The organism is Candidatus Solirubrobacter pratensis, assembly GCF_000425945.1.
GTDB lineage: Bacteria > Actinomycetota > Thermoleophilia > Solirubrobacterales > Solirubrobacteraceae > Solirubrobacter > Solirubrobacter pratensis.
In genome coordinates this window covers 248,885-266,235 of the sequence record NZ_AUEK01000007.1, presented here as the reverse complement: position 1 = coordinate 266,235, position 17,351 = coordinate 248,885, and the positions used below count along the sequence as shown (strand labels likewise).

The following is a 17,351-nucleotide window of genomic DNA, read 5'->3' as shown; positions in this document are numbered from 1 at the left end:
TCCCCCGATAGCTCAACGCCGCTTGACGCAGCGGGCCTCATCGATCTTGAGACGCGCCTAGCTGCCTATGCGGAGACGCAGCCTGGTCCTGAGGGTCCCGCCGGTCCCGCCGGTCCCGCCGGTCTTGAGGGTCCCGCCGGTCCTGAGGGTCCCGCCGGTCCCGCCGGTCCTGCCGGAGCCGATGGCGCAGACGCTTTGGTGCAGATCGTAGTCACGGGACCCGCCGAGGCATCCCCGGATCCGAGTGCCTATGCCGCCAACACACTCTGGATCGCAAGGCTCCTATAAATGAGTTACACCACCGAAGTACTCGCTGACACTCCCCATCTCTATTACCGGATGGGAGGCTCGACCCCGATCCACGATGAGATCAACCCGACCATCAGTTTGCGGGACCTTGTCATTCCTGCGGGCAATCTTACCGCTGTCGCTGGAGCGCTCGCAGCAGACTCGGATCAGGCTCGACAGTTCAACGGCTCGACGGAATACGCCGACCGTAGCGGGCTCGACCTGTCAGGGACAGCCGGAGCACCCCTCACCTTCGAATGTTGGTGCTGGATTGACGCCTACTCGAACGATGATCGGATGCTCGCTGAGTTCGGCGGCGCGTGGTCAACGAACTCCGGGACATTCGTCATCGATCCCAACAACTCCGCAACCGGTGCGGAGGCCAACACGGTTAGCGTGGGCTTTCGCACGAACCTCAACGAGATCGTCCGTCACACGTTCCCGCGCTCCGCGATGTCCGCTGCGGCCTGGCACCACTTGGTAGCTGTCTACACGCCCGATCCGGCTGTCGCCTCCGCGAGCCGTATCAAGGTGTACGTAGATGGAGCGCCCGTGACGACCACCTCGCGTCAGGACGCACTCGTCACCGCCAGTACGTTCAAGGTGAGTGGCACGCTATTCCTGATGGCTCGCGGCACTACGTCATTGAACCTGGCCGGACGCCTCGATGAGGTTGCCGTCTACAAGGGCGAACTTTCCAGCACGCGCGTTGCTGCCCACTACGCAGCGGGCACCGCCACCACGTCTCCCCCGGCGAATACGACCGCTCCCGCCATCACCGGCGTCGCAGAGACCGGACAGACGCTCACCTGCTCCACCGGCACATGGGCGAATAGCCCATCCGCGTACGCATTCCAGTGGAAGCGGGCAGGCGCGGTAATCTCCGGCGCGACCGCTAACGCCTACGCTCTCCAGGTGGCTGACCAAGGCCAGCCTGTGACGTGCACCGTGACGGCAACGAATGCGGGCGGCTCCGTATCCGCCGATTCGAACACCGTCACACCCACCGCACCTGCTGGCAGCCCTCCGGCAAACACCGTCGCGCCTGCGCTCACCGGCACAGCGGAGACCGGGCAGACGCTTGCGTGCTCGAATGGCTCCTGGACCAACTCGCCCACGAGCTTCGCATTCCAGTGGAAGCGCGCTGGCACGAGCATCCCCGGCGCAACGTCGAGCCTCTACGACCTTCAGCCCGCCGACGAGGGTCAGGCAATCCTTTGTACGGTGACTGCCTCTAACGGCGCGGGCTCCGCATCGGCAGATTCGAACGCGGTGACCCCGACTGCCCCCGCGACGCCGCCCGCCCCTGTCTCGGCGCGCATGTCTGTGCTCGTGAGCGGCACTTGGCAGCCCGTAACGTTTGCGAGGGGCTCAGAGGGACTCAATCGCTTCTACGTCGAAGATTACGTCGCGTCCGGTGTCAGCGACCAGCAGGCAATCAATGACGCCATCGGGGCGGCGTTCGCGCAGGGTCGCGCGGATGGCTCCCACTACGCCGAGGTCATCTTCTCTGCCGAGCGTGGCGAGTACCTCCTCGATGGCCCCACGATCAAGGGCGGGACCACCCTCGGCAACGCGCAAATCCCGCTCCCGATCTGCGACGATGACGAGCAGAAGTTCACTCTCGTCCTCAAGGGGACCGCCAACGCGAGTACCTGGAACCACTGGAACCAGGACGTTGCGCAGCACAACGGTGTGATTCTCCGCAGTACGCTTACCGGCGTCGCAACTGATCCCAGCTACGGTGTCCCGTCGATCATCGGCGGCCCCGACCCGACAGACGCGATCATTGCCACAAGCCCGTTCCCGTCCGGGTGGAGCAACATGCTCCTCGTCATCGACGGACTCCAGGTCATCGCGCCGCCTAACCCCGGGCTTGTCGCAGTCAATCTCAAGCGCATCGCGATGGCAGACGTCAAGAGCCTCTCGACGCTCGCCTTCCAGACGACGGCACAGATGAACGCCGCGAAGCCCACAAACCCGAATGGCGCGGGTCTGATCCTGCCGAAGGTTGGCAACAACGACAACGTTACGATTGACACGTTCTCGTGCGCGGGCTTCTACACCGGTATGACGCTCACCGACCACCTCGCTGCGAACCGAATCGGCATCCTGTTCGCCAAGAAGGCACTGGGCTTGTACGGACTAGGAGGACGTGCCTTCCACGGCGCGTCGATCCTCAATCTCTCCGTCGAGGCGAGCGATACCATCATTGACACCAGCGTCAACGCTGGCTGCAAGTTCCCCGTGTTCATCGGTAACCTGAACATCGAGACGAGCACCGGTACGACGTTCAGCGATCCGACTAACGGCCTCGTCGGGCAGATCAACTTCACCGACAACAACAACGTGGCGCCCACAGTCAGTGGGGCGAAGAACGTTCGCATCACCGACCTAAACCGGGTCGCTGGCGCGGCTCCCTCCACGCCAGTAATCCCGGCCTCCGCTACGCCGTTCACCAACCCCTTCTTCCGTGACGCTGCCGTCCTCGTCAGCGGCGGCACCGTTACCGCAATCGCGGTAGACGGCCAGACGCTCGGCGTCACGAGCGGCCTAGTGATGTTGCCGTCAGGGAAGACGATCACACTCACGTACTCGTCCGCCCCGACGTGGACGTGGACGCTGCTGTAAGGGCGCTGGCTTGCCGATGCTCTATCCGTCTACCGGACTCTTTCCGGCAAGCACGCTGTACCCCGGTGGGACTTCGGAAGCTCCCGTCACCCTCCCGCCGCTCACGCCGAGGGTGCGTGGGATCAGGCCGGAGCCTTCCGCAAAGTACCTAGGGAATGAGAATGTCCCCCGCGACATCAAGCGGCTCCGTCGCTCCGTCTACGACACATTCCGCCGCTTCGGTCAGCCGATCCTGGTGAAGCGCATGTACACCGCCGAGGACGTAGAGAGCGGTCTCGCGCAGCGCTCCCCCAACATGGCCGACGCCTACGGCCAGACACGCGCCGTCGACCCACTCTCCTGGGGTACCGGCTTCTGCTCGGTTCAGACGGCTCCAGGCGAGTGGATCGCGCCGGACGGGACGATCGTCAAGGCGGCCGTCAAGCCGTCCAGCGCGCACGTACCGGCTCCCCTCTATCGTGGCTTTGATCGCGGCTACCTGACGTACTTCATCGAGCCCGACGCAGCCGAGGACTTCTTCAAGCTCGCGCCGACCGGTGCCCTCATCAAGGTTCAGACGGCTACCGCGCAGGCTCCCTGGTGGCCGGACATGAACGACAACGACATGATCGTCAACGTCGAGCTAGACCGCAGCGGCAACATCGTGGCGACCCACGAGCGCTACCAGGCCAAGCAGGTCAACCCTGTATCTATCCGTGGACAGGACCGCAGGGGCAGGCGGGAATACTCGGGTGACGTAGGCAACCGGTGGACAGTCGGCCAGAGTTTCGAGATGACCCTTGTGCCTACCACGTCTCCCTTCCAGCACGTGGATACAGATAGGTAGCGTTGACTCCCCGGGGGGAGTAGGCTACACTCCTCTCCATGCCGACGACACTTCCCGAGGGTTGGTTCCAGCGTGACGTGACCGTCACCCGGACCGAGCAATTCCACAACACGGACCGCAACGTGGAGGCCGGGAGATACCGCTTCCTCTACTTCCCCACCGCGACCGGCGGCGGCGTTCTCCAGGCGTACAGGGGCGGCACGAGCAAGGCCACCGGAGCCCGCTTCGACCCCGAGCACGAGTGCGTTGACAGGATCAACGTCACGCTCGCGGACAGCGAGGCCATGACGCCCTACATTGAGTCCTACCTTCGCGACGGCGAGTGGAGCGAGTCGGCATGACCGACGCTCTCACCCTCCCCGAGTGGTACGACCCGCAGAACTTCTCCGACGCGGGCCTCATGCGCACGATCTCCGGCGTGGCCGACCTGGACATCGAGTTCGAGTACGACCCCGGTGACCGCAGCGTCGGCCTTGCGGACGGTTTCACCTCCGTCGCCTTCTCCCTGACCGGCACAGGTCTGTTCGACGTGCACATCGCCTTCGAGTACCAGCAGGGCGAGGGCGGCAACCACGACGTGGTGCTCGGCCTCTGGACGCTATGCAGCGTCATGGTGAAGATGTTCGGCGGGGACATGCCCCTGACGTGGAGCATGGAGCCCCGTCCTTATCTGCTCGCTGATTTCCCCGTCCTGCTCAAGATGGCGCAGGACAAGTGGGCCGACATGGAGCGCGTCGAGCGCGAGCAGGCCGAGGCCGAGGCCGCCCTGTTCGAGCAGCACGAGCAGGAGGAACGCGAGGCCCACGAGCAGGGCAAGCACAACGACGGCTACGACCATCCCGACTGTACGCTGTGCCCGTGATGTTCCCCCTCGGTCAGACCGTCATGACGCCGGGCGCTCAGGAGATCATGGAGCGCCTGGACCCGGACGGCAACGTCCAGCGCTACGCCAGTGGGCTCCTCGACCGGCACGTCTCCGGCGATTGGGGCGACGTGGACGAGCAGGACCGAGGCACGAACGAGAACGCCCTGAAGCACGACGGCCGCCTCATGAGCGTCTACGGCACCGACTTCGCCACCAAGCTCTACGTCATCACCGAGGCCGACCGCTCTGTCACCACCATCCTGACTCCGAGGGACTACTGAATGCCCGTTATCACGCAGTCGGCATACCAATGCCCCGACCACGGGCTCGTCAGCGACAACGACGCCAGATTCGCCGACTGGTACTGCCCGACGTGCAAGCGCGACCTGGAGGAGGTCGAATGCGTCCTCGTCACGGCCGCCGACTGGCGGGGGGCCGTAGGCGAGCCGGTCACGATGTACCGCTACGGCGACGAGTGGACGAGCGTCGAGCGCGGCTATCCGCACCAGGACGCCGACGAACGGGCCGAGTTCGCCCGCCTTGGGGGGCAGTAGGTGAAGCCGCCCTGCCCCACCTGCCCCTGGCGCAGGGGCGCCGACGCGCGCAGGATCCCCGGCTTCAAGATGGAGCTTGCCGAGGAGCTTGAGCCCACCTGCACCGACCAGATGGGCAACGTCTTCGCGTGCCACTGGTCCAAGGACGGCACCGAGCTTGCGTGCCAGGGGTGGATGGTCAGATATGGCGGGGACAACATCCGCGTCCGTCTCCTGCTCATGCATGGGCGCATCGCGCCGGAGCAGGTGTGGGGTCCCTTCCCCGAGGAGTGGGACCTCTACGAGACCTACGACGAGATGATGGCGAACCTGCGCGCCACTTGGGCGCTGCACGAGGAGTGACGCGCTATGGCAAGCCGCCCCTGCCCCGGCCCGGGATCACTGAAGACCACCGCTTGTATTGTGTGCGGTTCCCCGGGCCAGGGCCTGAGCAGTTCGCCTCTCGGCGGCTAGAACCCTAGCAGCCGCCTAGCTGGACGTCCGCGCCCAGCCGTGAACCTCGCAATCGCGCTTCACGGCGAAGACGTTCGTCCCTGGCTTGCTTGAGTCAGGGCGCGGACAAGTACAACCGCGCTTGAGCGCGTCGTCCGAGCCCGGGTCTGGTTTCGTTGCCTGCTGAACCATCAGCCTCCCTTCGGGTTGTCCGAGAGGACGCTAGCAAAGGTCAGGCCGCCCGTGCGTAACGGGCGATGGCTCCCCCACTGAAGGCGCCGTTCTACGTACTCTCCGATACGCACTTCTACCATGAGCGTATCCTTGAGTTCTGCGGTCGCCCCTATGACCACGAGGTCATGATGGTCAAGCGCTGGCAACGCACCATCGATGACTCAGACACGATCCTTCACCTCGGAGACCTGTTCTTCGGCGGGCAGGAAGGATACGACCGGTTCAAGGAAGAACTGACGCCGAATCTGCCTGGCAAGAAGTTCATCATCCTCGGTAACCATGACAAGAAGAAGTGGGACTACGAGGCACTCGGCTTCACCGTCCTGAAGCCGTTCTCGATGCCCTACCGGGGCTATACCGTCTCCTTCTCGCACTACCCGCTGTTCGTGCATGACCACAAGGAGATTCACGTGCACGGCCACATCCACAACCACCCGTACGCACGTGGCGAGAGGTCTAGAGCGCGTAACATCAACGTCTCGGTCGAGGTACTGGACTACCGTCCCCACCGCGTCACTCGCCTGCTGAACTCGTTCATCGCCAAGCGCAACGGCGGCTCGAAGCGCTACTACAACTCGCGCTCGTACAGGCAGAGTAATACTCGTGATAGAGGAACAGGTAGCCGAGCGTAAGTGGCGGAAGCAGAAGCTCACGGCTGAACAGAGGAGAGAGGCGAAACGCCTGAGAGCCGAGGGTACGTCATGGACAGCCCTCGGGCGTCGGTATGGAGTGCACTTCCAGACGGTGCAGCGCGCCGTCGCGGCAGGCGATCCTCCCGAGATTTGGGGGCGGCACCTAGCCGACTCGGGCTACGTTCAGGTGATGCCCTCCGACGAGTGGCCGTTCCTCGAAGCGATGAAGCGTCCCTCCTCACGCTACGTCGCAGAGCATCGGTACGTGATGGCGAATCACCTTCGTCGGCCGCTCGAATCGTATGAGACGGTCCATCACAAGAACGGCGACAAGACCGATAACCGCATCGAGAACTTGCAGCTACGGACAGGGCAGCATGGGACCGGTCAGGCTGGACGATGTGCGGAGTGCGGTTCGTGCAACATCATCTTCGATGATGTATAGGGCAGGCAAGCGATGACGAAGAAGGGTAGGCGCCAGTACGTGTAGCTACATGACGCGCGCCAGTATCTGGCCGATAACGGGTAGCATGCCCGCTCTCCCCTCCAAGGTGTTCCGTCTCGGCGCAGTCGATGTCTCCTGGGAGGAGACGGATCCCGGCGTCGCCCTCATCAAGGTACTTGGAGGCACGGCCGACGATCGCGCCGTCGCCCTCTACGTCACCCGTGTCTCCCTAGCCGAGTGCGGCTACGAGGCCGCGCAGTTCGAGATCACCGGCTCGGTGACCAAGCAGTCCCACTGGGACGACATCATGGCGAAGGCCAAGCGCCTGATCGACTCCGGGCAGGTACAGGTTCTGCGCAACCACCGCAACATGGTGGTGGGTCACGTCATCGGAGACCACGGCGAGTACAACTGCGAGTTCTCCCGCGACGACCCCAACTCGTGGACGATCACCGGCTGGCAGTGCGAATGCCCCTGGGACCAGTACGCCTGGCAGCGCACGCGCAAGTGGAAGAAGTACGAGGGACGCGTCTGCTCGCACGTGCTGGCCACGTTCTGGCAGGCGCGCCGCACGCCGGTCGATGAAGACTACGACCCGAGTGAGCACGGGCCGCTGCCCAAGGGCCAGATGGGACCCGCTCCGAGCGCGCCCCCTGGAGCCCCTCCCGGGCCGCCTGCGGGGCAGCTAGACCTCGACGCCGCCGGTTACGCCCCTCCACCCCTCCCGAGCCCTCAGCAGACCCCTGCGCCGTCCCCTGCGCCCGCCCCGGCTCCGGCTCCGGCTGGGATGGCTCCCCCGGGCTCCGGCGTGATCCCGCCGCAGCCGATGCTGCCCGGCTTCGGCGTCGACCAGTTGCAGCTACCGATCCCGGGCACGACCCCCGGCGGTGGCATCTCGCAGCCCAACGCCGTCTCCGTCCCCGGCGCCAAGGTCCCCGATCCCTTCAACCCCGTGCAGAACGCAGGGGGTACGTTCTCCCACGTCGCCGCAGCCGAGTTCACGCCGGACATGCAGGTGCGGCTCGACAAGCCCCACATGGGCATCCTCGAAGGCAAGTCCGAAGAGCACGGCGCCGGGCAGTACATGGAGATTCCCCAGAACGAGATCGGCACCGTCATGGGAGAGGACGAGCTACCCGTGCTCGGCAAGGTCGTAGAGGTGATCTTCGCGGGACCGTGCCGCAACAACGGGCCGATGGAGCCCTACCACGTCCGTGCCTTCATCCCCGCCTCGGACCTAACGGTGGCGGGATGGGTCAAGGCACCCGGCCCCTTCATCAAGCGGAGATAGATAACCCGTGTAACGCTCAACGGTTGACATACGCGACGAGACGTTGATAGGGTCCTATCCACGCAATCGAAGCCCTGGGAGGGTCTCACGATGTCCACCGTTCCCGTCGCGACCACGAAGTCGCGTGTCCGTCAGCGCACCTACGTCGCGCCGAACCGCAACCAGGTTCTCCTCGCCCTGTACCGCTCGGTGGGCGAGAACGGCAAGCGCGTCCCGCTGACGGCGAAGGACGCGGGCACAACCCCCGCCTACATGCTCAACCTGGAGAACCCCGACGTGGGGTCCGCGCTCGTGCGCCGCGTCGGCGTCGAGCAGACCGGCAGGCCCGGCCGCCCCGCCGTCCTGTGGGCGCTGACCGACGCGGGCGTCAAGCGCATCGGCCAGGCCGTGGGCGACCTCGACCGCAAGGGCAAGCGGATCCGGTAGCCCCATGGCCGACGCTGAGCACACAATCACCGTCGAACCGGCAGGCAGGGGCTACTACGTCGCAGTCTGTTCGTGCGGGCGGTACCACTCCGAACTGAAGTCGAGTAGGCTCGACGCCGAGATGGACGGGGACGACCACCTGCTCGACGTGCTCAGCGTCCGGGTCATCGACCTCATGCAGAAGAGAGACGAGAAACGCAACGGCGAGCAGGAGGACTGAGCCTCGCAGTACGGTTGACCTACCCTCGTAACCCCTGCTAAGCTCCTATCCATGCCTGTTAGTCACCCGTTCACCACCTCCCTTGAGCCCGAGACATGGTTCAAGGGAGGCTCGGGCATCGACAAGGAGACGGGCGAGCCGTTCGCCCTCGTGGTCCGCAACAAGAACGACCGCGCGACGACCTGGACCCTGCGCCTCACGACCAACCGCAACGGCAAGACCGACTGGCGCGCGGTGGCCCACACGACCTCGCAGGGCGAGACGGTCGTCTACCCGTCGCCCCGCAACCTCTCTCACTCCCACATCGACACGCACCTGCGCAACGTCGCGCAACCGGGCGAGTGGGTCGGCACGCGATGGAGTCCTCGATGACGTTCAAGATCACCTACACGGCCAACCGGCCCCCGCGCGAGGTGGACGAAACCCACTTCGAGAAGAGCAAGGCGTTCGCGCCGGTCCTGACGCTGGCGGTGGGCGAGTCCACCCCTCCCGGCCGTTACGTCTCGGCCGGGTACAGGAAGATCGAAAGGATTTCGTGATGGAGCGCTACGCCCGCAACATCGTGTATCACCGCTTTGTCCCCGGCGACCAGTTCCGGCCGCACGCGAGTTTCGACACGCTCGTGGAGGCCGTGCAGTACGCCGACGAGGTGGCCAAGCAGCGCGAGGTCATGGTCATCGACGTGGAGCACATCGAGATGGGCGACATGCTCGTGCACCCCGCCTGCGCCGATCTCGTCGCCCGCGCCACGGCATAGCCTCGGGGGCAGTAACGGGTACGCTTGACGTAACCCTTTCCTAGCCTGTAGTATCCTCTCTGCAAGCAGCGCCCCTTTACTCCCCACGATTGGAGTCACGACATGGCCGCGAAGAAGACCTCCCGCAAGTCCCCCCGCAAGCGCCGCTCCAGTGCCGAGCGCTTTGACGTCTACGTCGCCGTCAACGAGGCCATGAACAAGGCGCTCGACGCGGGCATCAAGCCCTGGCGCAAGCCCTGGAGCAGCAAGCCCGGCCAGCCGATCGAGCAGATGCGCAACGCGATCACCGGCCGTGCCTACCGGGGCATCAACGTCTTCCTCCTCAACGTCGCCGCCGCCTCGATGGGTTACAACGATCCGCGCTGGCTGACGTTCAACCAGGCCGCCAAGCGCGCCAAGGCCGTGTGGCTGAAGGCCAACGGGCACGCGGACGATGAGGCGGGCGAGACGGCATACATGGAGGCCGTCAAGGCGGGCTACCGGGGCGGCGTCATCAAGGGCGAGGAGTCCACCCTCGTGACCCTCTGGAAGCCGTTCAGGGCCGACGCCAAGGACCCGAAGACGGGCGAGGTCATCCTGGACCCGAAGACCGGCAAGCCCAAGCAGGTCCAGCGGCTGCTGCTCACCTACTTCAAGGTCTTCAACGTCGAGCAGTGCGACAACCTGGACCTCGCCAGCATCGTGGAGGAGCCGGAGGCCGAGCCCGAGGTCGAGTTCACTCCGATCGAAGCCGCCGAGTCCATCGTCACCGAAATGCCCAACGCCCCCAGCCTCCGTCACGGCGGCAACAGCGCCCACTACGCGCCCTTCCTCGACCACGTGCAGATGCCCGAGCGCGGCGACTTCCGCACCGAGGAGTCGTACTACGCGACGCTGTTCCACGAGCTTGTGCACTCGACCGGCCACGAGAGCCGCCTGCACCGCGTCAAGCAGTGGACGGGCTTCGGCAGCGGGCAGCCCTATGCGCAGGAGGAGCTTGTGGCCGAGATGGGCTCGGCGTTCCTCTGCGGCATGGCCAACATTGACGGCGACCTGGACCAGAGCGCGGCCTACCTCAGCGGCTGGGCGAAGGCCATCAAGGACGAGACGGCCAAGGACCGCAAGTGGCTGGTCATGGCCGCCGCCCGCGCGCAGAAGGCCGCCGACTACATTCTCGGCGTGCAGCAGAACACCCAGGAGCCGATCAACGGAGAGGCTGCGTGATGGACGACACCTTCCCCCTGAAGTACCTCAAGCGTCACGAGAGCGGGTACCGTGGCGAGTTCAAGGGCCGCCCCCTGCTCTGCTATTCGGTGGGCAACGGCAGGTTCCGGCTGGAGTTCGTGCGCAGTGGCCGGGGCGCGGATGCCCCGGTCGCCCACGTGGAGGGACCGAAGTACGGCGAGCTACTGCTCGACTGGTTGGACACCCTGGACTACTCGGCCCCCGCGAAGATGCGCCGTAAGGACGGCTGGTGGTGGTTCAAGGGCTACCCCATGGTCCCGCAGTCCGGTGACGGCCGCACAGGCGCCTCAGACTGGCTGATGAAGGGCTCCCCCGTCCCTGTCACGTTCTACCGGCTCAGCAACGCCCGCGCCTTCCTCACCGCCGTCAAGGAGACCCCATGATGGACGACTTCCTGACCGACGAAGACCTCGCGTATCTCCGGGTCCTCGTGGGCCGTGACCTCGGCCGCGAGCAGCGCAAGCTCGCCGCCGCGAGGCCCGGCCCGACGTTGCAGCAGTTCACCGAAGAGAAGCAGCAGAAGATCGAGTACCTGGAGGGCTTGCGGGACAAGCTCTTGCGGGAGCAGCACGTCTAACGGTTACGCTTGACAGGCACTCATCCTACCCTGTATCTTTCTTCCTGCAAGCTGCTTCTCACGACTGGAGCCCTACGACATGCCCAGCACCGCCAACTGGATTCTCCGCACCGCTGAGGGTGTGCCCATGGCATTCCCCTACTACCTCAACGGCCGCAACGGCGCCGTCACCACGCTGGAGGACATCACAAAGTCCGGCACGGCGCAGGCGGCCAGCCAGAAGCAGTTGGTCTACGTCGAGCATGCGGCGACGCACGACACCCTCCGCACGTGCCACCCGGACGGGACGGCCACCCCGGGCCGCAGCTTCACCGTCACCGCGAACGCCGACGAGACGGTCATCATCGTCAGGCGCTCGGGTGACGAGAAGTCGCTGCTGGCCACCGTCAAGAAGTCCCACGGCCCGGACGGCATGTACGCCGGAAGCGACCTCGTGGACCTCCTGCTCACGGTGGCGGCCAACTCGCCGGGGCTCGACCAAAGCGACATGGCCCGCAAGCTCCGCGAGATCGCGCAGGTGATCGGCTGATGCCTCGCACGACCAAAGTCCGCTGGGGCATCTTCGTCTGGGACGGCGACGGGAACATGGGCGAGGGCATCATCGTCGGCGCCTACCAGTCCGCCGAGGGAGACGTGGACACGAAGGCCGACACCATCCGCAAGGCGTCCGAGCGCGCCGGTACCGCTCTGGAGTGCATCGTCGTGCCGCTCGTGAGCGGGAGCACGTCGGCCCGCGACATCGTGGACCGGGTGCTCAACCCGTGATGTGGTGCACGTATGACGACGGCACGGTGTGGCCCTGCGAGGTGCTGCGCCGTGCACTATGGGGGCGAGTGGTCATCCGGCCGATCTCCCCCGCCCCGGACGCCGGTCAGGAGCGCACGGTGGTCGCGTCGCGCATCTTCTCTTGACGCCGCGCTAAGCAGCACCGCGCAGTCACTCAAGGGCCGCTCCTCGGAGCGGCCCTTTTGTCGTTCCCTGAGGTTCGGACCCGACTGGGCGATTATCACCCGTAGATCGGACTACGGAGAGTCAATGACCGCCTACACCCGAACAACCCTCACCGTCCACGCCACGAGGCAGGAAGCGACCGATGCCCTCAACGAAGCCGACCCGGCTCTCCTCCCCCGCGTCGAGTACGACCCTGCGCGACTTCCTGGCTCACGTTGGCTCGTGGCTGCTCGAACGCCTCTCCCAGTGGGCGGCGCGGGCATCTGACCGGCTTGCCACGCCGCCCCTCAGCGGCAAGTACGTCCGTTATCCCTACCTGCTCCGGTTCCCTGACTACACCTGCGGGGTGTACTGGCTCTGGCCGCCGGACGCGCACGCGTACCGCGACGCAGGGGAGGCCGAAATTCACCTCCTCGTGATACAGAGCCTGCCTGACATCGATCTCTCACCCGGTCTCTGATGTGCGGCCCTGCCTGCTCGCTGTGCCTGAAGGCCGGGATACGAGCGCCGAATGACTATGACCTCCAGCAAGCCGTGAACGACTGGTTACGTGCTGTAGATCGCTTCCTTGCGCACATGAAAGAGACGAATGGTGTGGAGGTATGACAGACAGCGCCAGAGAGTGTGGGTTTGCGGTAAGCGGATCCACCATGGTCTGGTCGGCATCGCGCTCGTGGCCGTAGGGACATGGCTCATGTGGGATGACCGCAAGGACTGCCCCTGGCTTCGCGACAACATCTAGGCGATAACGGATGACCTTTTCATTTCTCTCCTTAGGCCACCCATGCATGTCTTCGCATCAGAACTCGTAACCACCCTCGTTCCGCTCATCACCACCATCTGTGGTGGCGGGGTAGGATTCTCCCTCTTCGGTCTTCTCAAGATCCGTCCTGAGAAGCGCAAGCTCGAAGCCGAGCGCGCGAAGATCGAGGCCGAGCGGGAGCGGACGATCACCGATGCAACACGCAACGCCGTCGAGGTGTTCGAGGCAGCGATTCAGAACCTCCGTGGTGACCTCCATGAGGCCCAGGAGGAGGCCCGCAAGCTACGCTTTGAACTTGGGGAGGCCCGGCGCGAGCTTGCCGAACTCGTTTCAGTGAACACTCGCCTTGAGGATGAGGTCCGATACCTACGTGAGCGCGTCGCCTCATTGGAGCAGCAGGCGATGCGCGCGGAGCAGCAGGCGAAGCATGTGGACGACCCACAGTAAGCCTCACCCGAAGGCTCAGTGGACACGCGGGAGCCACGGAGTCGGGTACATCAATCAGTATGGCGACGTGGTGTCGTGGAACACGGCACACGAGCCGGGCGCACATGCCTCCGAAGCATCCTGCCCTCGCCAAGCCTATGCGCACTTCACACTCTCCCCCGGCGGCCACGTAAATGCGCACCTCCTCGGCAACATGACGATGACCGAGTTCTACCGCCTGCTCAACCAGGCTCACCCCGACGCAGCGCCCAAGTGGACCCGCCAGGGCGCCGAGTGGAACGACTCCAACCCCGGCATGGATAACGGCATGCCTGAAGAGGAGCCGGTCTGGTGGGACAAGTGCCCCGAGTGCCACATGGAGCGGCCCGCCGACCAGGCGTATTGCCTGAACTGCAACAAGGTGACCGAGCACCCAGAAAACCCTGAGTGGCAGGACATCCCCGAGGACGAGCACGGCAACCCGGTGGAGATGTGCACTCAGTGCAAGCATACGAAGCAGATCGGTGAGCCGTGTGAGTACTGCGGTCACTACGACTGGAACCCACGTCAGGCGAGCCGCTGGGAGCCAGGGCAGGAACTACCCACTGACATTTCGTGGTTGCGCAACTCGGCGGTCACCTGCCCCGAGTGCGGTACCGAAGACTGCCAGGCGCACTGGCACGATGAGGACGTACAGATGCCCGCCGAGCCGAAGACGGCGGGCGAGGGTCCTGAGGACGAGACCTACTGGCTCAGCGACCAAGGCCGCCCGCAGCAGTACGGCGAGGGCTACGAGGTACCTCCGTCGACTGAGATGGGTCGTCGCCACTTCGGTGGCTGGGAAGATGACGAGTACGATCCGGCTGACGCGCAGGACGCGCGGGACAATGCGGCCTGGGAGGAGCAGGAACGCAAGCGCAAGCAGGAAGAGCTAATGGGCGAGCTTGGCCCGATCCAGGAGCAGATGGCCGAGTTGATGCGCTCGCGCGGCATGAACGAGCCTGACTGGGAGCCGCTGAAGAGCATCATTCCCGAGCCGTACCTGCGTGACTGGATGTGGATGGGCTACGGACCTGGCGGCTTGCGCGAGTACAAGCACAGTGACACTCGCCGCTACCTGCATCTACTCCCGGGCGAGGAGGCGACGACATCCCATCCTGACTACGGGGTGCACTTCCGTAGCGCTCTTCCCGGAGGGGAGAAGTTTGTCAACGGGCGCAACGAGTGGGGCGAACAGGTCGCCGCCTTCCAGGGCTACTCGCACCCTCGTGATCCATACGGGCCGATCACCTACCGACCGATCAACCTCGGCCACGCGATCGATCGCGCCTACGAGGACGTTGACCAGCTAGGCGGCACTCACCCGTTCCGTGACCCGCCGGACACACCGCGTCCGAACACCGCTGCAATCAACTATCAGCGCACGTGCCCGGCATGCGGGACGGGACTCATGTGGAAGGGCAATGAGTCCGTTCAGCTTCCCGATGATGCCGGACGGCCGATGTACGAGGGCACTGACGTGCCGCTGCCGAGGACCAAGTACCCGATCCATGAGTGCCCGAACTGCTCGTGGCCGCACCGAGAGATCCGAAGGCTTCAGGGCAATACCGGCACGCGCCCCATCGAGCCCCCGGATGGCGATGCGCCGCATGCGCTCGACCTCTACTACTGGCTGAAGTCACACGGAGGCGACCCCTCGAACGCATCTCCCTCGTACGCCGTCGATGACCCTGTGCCCACTCCTGACCCTGAGCCGGGTGCCTACACGTCGGCCTCGATCGATATGGGCGACATGCCCGAAGGCGCCCCGGCTGGCTTCGGCCCGGTCCGCACTACTCCCGACCCTGAGACACTCGACCCCTTCGCCCCCCGAGGTCGAACACCGAGGGAGAACATCTGGTGGGAGATCGGCAAGGCGGTAGAGGAAGGTGACATCGCCCGCGCCCAGGCGCTCTACCGGCAGCTACCCCCGGGCTTGCGCCCCCCGAGTCTCTCAGCAGCGCGCACGTTCTATGCCTCCGCTCGGGTACCGGTGGGCTGGCCGTTCTCCCCTGGCCAGACCGTCGAGCACACGATGCTCGGAATCAAGGGTGAGGTGCAGGCCGTGGATGTGCCGGGTAACCGCGCCCTCGTGCACTATCAGGGCAAGCCGTACGCGATCGTCCAGCCTGCCGATCGGCTCGCGCTGGCGGATGTGCCTTCGCCGGACGCTCAGGCGCGACTCTTCTAGCCTACCTCTTCATCAGGTAGGGTTGACAATGATTACTTCTACCATGTAGGCTTGTCCCTCAAGCGCCTGTTCCCTACGATTGGAGCCTCATGACCGCGCAGCCGCACACGTTCGAGTTCATCGGTACCGCCCGCCAGGCCGGTGCCAACGTGGTGCACACGGTCACGGTTGACGGCCGCGATATCCCCGGCGGTGTCCGCCGCAGCGCCCACCGCTACCCCTACGCCTTCGTCAAGCGCACCACCTGGCGTTGGGAGCCCGGCCAGGCGCCGCCGTTCGCGGTCAAGCGCTGGAGCCGCAGCAACGTCGCCCGCTCGGGCGAGATCGTCGTCGCCGTCGAATCCATCTAGGAGACCTGAACCATGTACTACCGCCCCATCCCGCTGGTCGTGCTGGCCCAGGTCCCCGTCCTGGCCGCACAGGTCACGAACCAGCCCGTCAACGTCAGGATCACATCGTTCCCCGGCGACGACCTCGGCACGCTGTACGGCCTGGACGTGGACTACAACCCGCGCGCGGTCCAGGTGAAGGACGGCCGCAAGAGCGACTACGTGATCTCGGAGCGCGTGACCATCTTCCTGCGGGCGGACGGCTCCGAGGCCGACGAGCGCCAGCACGAGTCGCGTCACCGCCTGGGCAACATCACGATCAGCGAGGGCGTGCCCTACGAGGTCGTCACGGAGTCGAAGCTGGAGCAGGAGATGCGCGAGGAGGAGAGGGCACTGGCCGCGCGCATGTACGGCCCGCAGGGCTCGTAACCCTTGGCGTAACCCTTACGCTTGACGTACCCCCTCTCTACCCTGTATCTTTCTTCCCATGCCGCGCACCATCACCATCGAGCAGCACGCCGCCTTCGCCGTCACCACCGACAACACGATGTACCGCGTGTCGGAATGGCTCGACTATGGTCCCGCCCACGACCGCTTCAACCGCCTGGATGACCCGCGCTTCCACGACGGGCAGGCGTACGAGATCGAGGGCAAGTTCGTCAAGTTCTTCGCCGTCCGTTCGGAGCGCGACCCGGACTGGAACGAGGCCAAGCAGGTGGAGGTCAACGCGGTCACGCTGCGCGGCAACGACTTCCTCACCAACGGCGGCCAGCCGCTCCAGGCGGTTCGTGACTACGCCACGCGTCACGGTCACAAGGGCGACCACGGCGGATGGATCCGCGACGCGCAGGGCAACGCCATCACCCAGGGCTGGTTCAACTACGTCACGGGCCAGATGAAGCGCCTGCGCCGCGACCAGCGCGTCATGGAGGCGGTCATGGCGCAGAAGGCTCAGCCGGTCGCCCCCGCGATCCCGCAGACCTCCGAGGAGGCGCGCATCGCCGCCAAGCTGCCCCGGCGTCAGCGCGAGACGCTGCTGGCGCTCGACAAGCACCTCGCCCCCAATCAGAGCGTCCGCCCCGGCCTCGACCGCACCTGGACCGGCCCGTACTCCACCGACATGGTGGCCCCCGCGAGCAAGCTGGCCGAGAAGGGCCTGATCTCGATGAGCGGCGTCCCCTACGGCCCGAAGACGTACCGCATGACCGACCTGGGGCGCCGCGTGGCCGCCCTCCTGAAGGGGGAGTGAC

General features: G+C 65.3%; 26 protein-coding genes. All 26 read left to right on the top strand.

What is annotated here, in order from left to right; genetic code table 11:
• Positions 1 to 288 precede the first annotated feature (288 nt).
• The 26 genes from H958_RS0108505 to H958_RS0108375 all read left to right on the top strand — a co-directional run bounded on the left by H958_RS0108505 (position 289) and on the right by H958_RS0108375 (position 17,350).
• Positions 289 to 2,919: a LamG-like jellyroll fold domain-containing protein gene (locus H958_RS0108505; RefSeq protein WP_081685717.1), complete on the top strand. Its 2,631-nt coding sequence runs from the start codon at positions 289 to 291 to the stop codon at positions 2,917 to 2,919.
• Between the two features lie 10 nt (positions 2,920 to 2,929).
• Positions 2,930 to 3,745 (top strand): hypothetical protein, encoded by an 816-nt coding sequence (locus H958_RS0108500; protein ID WP_156027801.1) that lies wholly within the window; start codon positions 2,930 to 2,932, stop codon positions 3,743 to 3,745.
• Positions 3,746 to 3,783: 38 nt separating this feature from the next.
• Positions 3,784 to 4,086, top strand: a complete 303-nt coding sequence (locus H958_RS0108495) for a hypothetical protein (protein WP_028058357.1) — start codon at positions 3,784 to 3,786, stop codon at positions 4,084 to 4,086.
• Entirely contained in the window at positions 4,083 to 4,607 is a 525-nt protein-coding gene (locus H958_RS0108490; protein ID WP_037409728.1) for a hypothetical protein, read from the top strand. Before H958_RS0108495 ends, H958_RS0108490 begins: the two co-directional genes overlap by 4 nt.
• Positions 4,607 to 4,891, top strand: a complete 285-nt coding sequence (locus H958_RS0108485; RefSeq protein ID WP_037409817.1) for a hypothetical protein — start codon at positions 4,607 to 4,609, stop codon at positions 4,889 to 4,891. The genes H958_RS0108490 and H958_RS0108485 overlap by 1 nt, the downstream gene beginning before the upstream one ends.
• The gene (locus H958_RS0108480) at positions 4,892 to 5,164 is read left to right on the top strand and encodes a hypothetical protein (RefSeq protein ID WP_028058354.1); all 273 of its coding nucleotides are present in this window, start codon (positions 4,892 to 4,894) and stop codon (positions 5,162 to 5,164) included.
• Complete coding sequence (locus H958_RS35935) at positions 5,165 to 5,506, top strand: DUF6283 family protein (RefSeq protein ID WP_051323996.1); 342 nt, start codon at positions 5,165 to 5,167, stop codon at positions 5,504 to 5,506.
• 347 nt (positions 5,507 to 5,853) lie between these two features.
• Positions 5,854 to 6,462, top strand: a complete 609-nt coding sequence (locus tag H958_RS0108470) for a metallophosphoesterase (protein ID WP_028058353.1) — start codon at positions 5,854 to 5,856, stop codon at positions 6,460 to 6,462.
• The gene (locus H958_RS47440; RefSeq protein ID WP_196807280.1) at positions 6,434 to 6,907 is read left to right on the top strand and encodes an HNH endonuclease; all 474 of its coding nucleotides are present in this window, start codon (positions 6,434 to 6,436) and stop codon (positions 6,905 to 6,907) included. Before H958_RS0108470 ends, H958_RS47440 begins: the two co-directional genes overlap by 29 nt.
• Positions 6,908 to 6,992: 85 nt before the next feature.
• Positions 6,993 to 8,198: a hypothetical protein gene (locus H958_RS0108465; RefSeq protein ID WP_156027799.1), complete on the top strand. Its 1,206-nt coding sequence runs from the start codon at positions 6,993 to 6,995 to the stop codon at positions 8,196 to 8,198.
• 90 nt (positions 8,199 to 8,288) lie between these two features.
• Entirely contained in the window at positions 8,289 to 8,624 is a 336-nt protein-coding gene (locus tag H958_RS0108460; RefSeq protein ID WP_028058351.1) for a hypothetical protein, read from the top strand.
• A 4-nt stretch (positions 8,625 to 8,628) separates the two neighbouring features.
• Entirely contained in the window at positions 8,629 to 8,844 is a 216-nt protein-coding gene (locus H958_RS0108455; RefSeq protein WP_028058350.1) for a hypothetical protein, read from the top strand.
• Positions 8,845 to 8,895: 51 nt separating this feature from the next.
• Positions 8,896 to 9,216, top strand: coding sequence for a hypothetical protein (locus H958_RS0108450; RefSeq protein ID WP_028058349.1), 321 nt, complete (start codon positions 8,896 to 8,898; stop codon positions 9,214 to 9,216).
• Entirely contained in the window at positions 9,213 to 9,383 is a 171-nt protein-coding gene (locus tag H958_RS0108445; RefSeq protein WP_156027797.1) for a hypothetical protein, read from the top strand. Before H958_RS0108450 ends, H958_RS0108445 begins: the two co-directional genes overlap by 4 nt.
• Complete coding sequence (locus H958_RS0108440) at positions 9,383 to 9,601, top strand: hypothetical protein (protein WP_028058347.1); 219 nt, start codon at positions 9,383 to 9,385, stop codon at positions 9,599 to 9,601. Before H958_RS0108445 ends, H958_RS0108440 begins: the two co-directional genes overlap by 1 nt.
• A 102-nt stretch (positions 9,602 to 9,703) precedes the next feature.
• On the top strand, positions 9,704 to 10,804 hold the full coding sequence (locus H958_RS35930; protein ID WP_051323995.1) for an ArdC family protein: 1,101 nt from the start codon (positions 9,704 to 9,706) through the stop codon (positions 10,802 to 10,804).
• Complete coding sequence (locus tag H958_RS0108430; RefSeq protein ID WP_028058346.1) at positions 10,804 to 11,208, top strand: hypothetical protein; 405 nt, start codon at positions 10,804 to 10,806, stop codon at positions 11,206 to 11,208. The genes H958_RS35930 and H958_RS0108430 overlap by 1 nt, the downstream gene beginning before the upstream one ends.
• Positions 11,208 to 11,402 carry a hypothetical protein gene (locus H958_RS0108425; RefSeq protein ID WP_156027795.1) on the top strand — a complete coding sequence of 65 codons (195 nt, stop codon included), beginning with the start codon at positions 11,208 to 11,210 and terminating at the stop codon, positions 11,400 to 11,402. The genes H958_RS0108430 and H958_RS0108425 overlap by 1 nt, the downstream gene beginning before the upstream one ends.
• A 127-nt stretch (positions 11,403 to 11,529) precedes the next feature.
• Positions 11,530 to 11,931, top strand: a complete 402-nt coding sequence (locus H958_RS0108420) for a hypothetical protein (RefSeq protein ID WP_028058344.1) — start codon at positions 11,530 to 11,532, stop codon at positions 11,929 to 11,931.
• Entirely contained in the window at positions 11,931 to 12,167 is a 237-nt protein-coding gene (locus H958_RS0108415; protein WP_028058343.1) for a hypothetical protein, read from the top strand. Before H958_RS0108420 ends, H958_RS0108415 begins: the two co-directional genes overlap by 1 nt.
• A gap of 328 nt (positions 12,168 to 12,495) precedes the next feature.
• Positions 12,496 to 12,813, top strand: coding sequence for a hypothetical protein (locus H958_RS0108405; protein ID WP_028058342.1), 318 nt, complete (start codon positions 12,496 to 12,498; stop codon positions 12,811 to 12,813).
• Positions 12,814 to 13,137: 324 nt separating this feature from the next.
• Entirely contained in the window at positions 13,138 to 13,563 is a 426-nt protein-coding gene (locus tag H958_RS0108395; protein WP_028058341.1) for a hypothetical protein, read from the top strand.
• Positions 13,564 to 13,756: 193 nt separating this feature from the next.
• Entirely contained in the window at positions 13,757 to 15,772 is a 2,016-nt protein-coding gene (locus H958_RS0108390; RefSeq protein WP_028058340.1) for a hypothetical protein, read from the top strand.
• Positions 15,773 to 15,861: 89 nt separating this feature from the next.
• Positions 15,862 to 16,122, top strand: coding sequence for a hypothetical protein (locus H958_RS0108385; RefSeq protein WP_028058339.1), 261 nt, complete (start codon positions 15,862 to 15,864; stop codon positions 16,120 to 16,122).
• 12 nt (positions 16,123 to 16,134) lie between these two features.
• Positions 16,135 to 16,530 (top strand): hypothetical protein, encoded by a 396-nt coding sequence (locus tag H958_RS0108380; protein ID WP_028058338.1) that lies wholly within the window; start codon positions 16,135 to 16,137, stop codon positions 16,528 to 16,530.
• A 58-nt stretch (positions 16,531 to 16,588) separates the two neighbouring features.
• Positions 16,589 to 17,350, top strand: coding sequence for a hypothetical protein (locus H958_RS0108375; RefSeq protein WP_028058337.1), 762 nt, complete (start codon positions 16,589 to 16,591; stop codon positions 17,348 to 17,350).
• The last annotated feature ends 1 nt before the right edge of the window (position 17,351 follow it).